Raw genomic sequence first — 1,908 nt, 5'->3', positions numbered from 1 at the left:
TCGGCAGCCCCCGGCCGATCCGCTCGCCCGGCCGAACCCCCAGGGAGCCGAGGTGGGAGCCGAACCATCCGGTCAGGGAGTGCAGTTGTCGGTACGTCAGGCCTCGTTCGGCAGTACCGTCGAGGCAGGTGAGCGCCACCGCGTCGGGCCGGTCGAGTGCGTGGCGCACCAGTCGGTCGTGAGCGGTCGAGGGCCGGTCGTCCGGGGTCATCCGCGGCCCTCGTCCGCGGCCTCCGGTACGTCCGCGAGCCCGGCGCGCCGGATCTTGCCGCTGGGGGTGCGGGGCAGCGAGCCGGACGCCGCCAGGACGACCCGCGGTGCGGGAAGCCCGAGCTGCCGGGCCGAGGCCTCGATGGCGGGGACCGGATCGTGCAGCGCGTCACCCTCGCCGTGCTCCACGAAGCAGAGCGGCGGCGGGCCGGCCAGCACGACCGCGTCGGTGACGCCGGGCAGCAGCCGGATGCCGTGTTCGAGACGGGCGGCGTCGAGCTCCTGCGGGTTCCCGGCCCGGCCGATGAGGAAGAGGTAGCCGTCGGCGTCGAGCAGGCCGACATCTCCGGTGACGTGGACGGGCGCCTCGGACCGGCCGCGGTCGGCGGCGCGCAGCCGGACGCCGATCTCGCCGGCCTCGCCCGGGGGGAGCACCCGGCCGTCCCGGGTCACCTCGATCCGGATCCCGGGCAGCGGACGGCCCACCGAGCCGGGCTTGCGCAGCCACTCCGGGGTGGTGATCTCGGTCAGGACGCTCCTGGAGGTGCCGTAGTACTCGTGCAGGACCGGCCCGAACAGGTCGACGGCCGCGCGCTTCACCGCGGGCGGGCACGGACCGCCGCCGTGGAACACCACCCGGAACGGGCGCCGCGGGGCGCGGCCCGCCTCGACCAGCTCGGTCAGCCGGTCCGGGCTGAGGAACACGCTGTCCGCCGCGTACCGCTCCGCCAGCTCGACGAACCCGGCCGTCGACCAGGTGCGCTGGACGACGACCGGGCTGCCCGCCTGGAGCGCGTACAGGGCCGGCCCCAGGGTGCCGAGGTGGTAGGTCGGATTGGCCATCAGGTGCGGTCCGAGATCCGGGCCGGCGCCGTACCGTTCGGCGACGGCCACCCCCTTGTACGGGCGGACGGGCCTGGTCCGGACCACGGCCTGCGGGACGCCGGTGGTCCCGGAGGTGGCGAACACGAGGTGCCCGGCGGAGGGCGGGACGGCCGGGGCGGGCACCGGGGTCCCGGAGGAGGCGAGCAGCTCGTCGTCGCCGACGACGGGGCAGGGCAGGGCGGGCCCGCCCGGTGCGGGTGCCCCCGTGGTGACGTGCAGCGCGCTGTGCACGTCCGCCAGCAGGGCCGGGCCCTCGGGGAGCGCGAGCAGCCGCGGGGGGATCGGGAAGAGACCGTAGCCGTGCCGCAGCGCCGCGAGGACCAATGCGAAGAAGCGCGGCCCGGTGGGGATGTCGGTGGAAAGCACCGTCCCGTCGGGCACGCCGCGGGCCCGCAGGGCGCCCGCCAGGTCGTCCGCGCGGGCGGTCAGCTCGGCGAAGGTACAGCTCTCGTCGTCGGCGACGACGGCCGTGCGGTCGGGGGCCGTCCTCGCGGTTTCCCACGGGTCCCGAAGATGGGGGCGCATGGTTCCTCAGCGTTCGGGGGTCGAGGGGACGGGGGCGGCCCCGGCACGGGCGGCGAGCGCCGGGGCGAGGGCGTCGGCCAGGGCGGCGAAGTCCGGCAGCTGCACGAGCAGGTCGGCGTCGACCTCGATGCCCAGGGCGTCCTCCAGCCGGACGGCGAGCTCGACGGCCACGATGGAGTCGCCGCCGAGGGAGAAGAAGTCGTCGGTCGGGTGGGGGGGGGGGGCGCCCCCCGCCCCCCCCGCCCGCCGGCGCGCCGGCCCGCGGTGGGGGGGGGGGGGGGGGCGCCC

General features: G+C 77.2%; 2 protein-coding genes. Both read right to left on the bottom strand.

Features of this window, described 5'->3' with window-relative positions:
* Positions 1 to 207: 207 nt before the first annotated feature.
* Positions 208 to 1,620 carry a class I adenylate-forming enzyme family protein gene (locus ACFV0G_RS38895; protein ID WP_380558497.1) on the bottom strand — a complete coding sequence of 471 codons (1,413 nt, stop codon included), beginning with the start codon at positions 1,618 to 1,620 and terminating at the stop codon, positions 208 to 210.
* 6 nt (positions 1,621 to 1,626) lie between these two features.
* Positions 1,627 to 1,908: acyl carrier protein (locus ACFV0G_RS38890; RefSeq protein ID WP_380558494.1), on the bottom strand; the 282-nt coding region annotated here is incomplete at its 5' end.

It is taken from the genome of Kitasatospora sp. NPDC059571 (genome assembly GCF_042735675.1).
Lineage (GTDB): Bacteria > Actinomycetota > Actinomycetes > Streptomycetales > Streptomycetaceae > Kitasatospora.
Note: the sequence above shows the minus strand (reverse complement) of the source record. Positions and strands in the feature narration are given on the sequence as shown.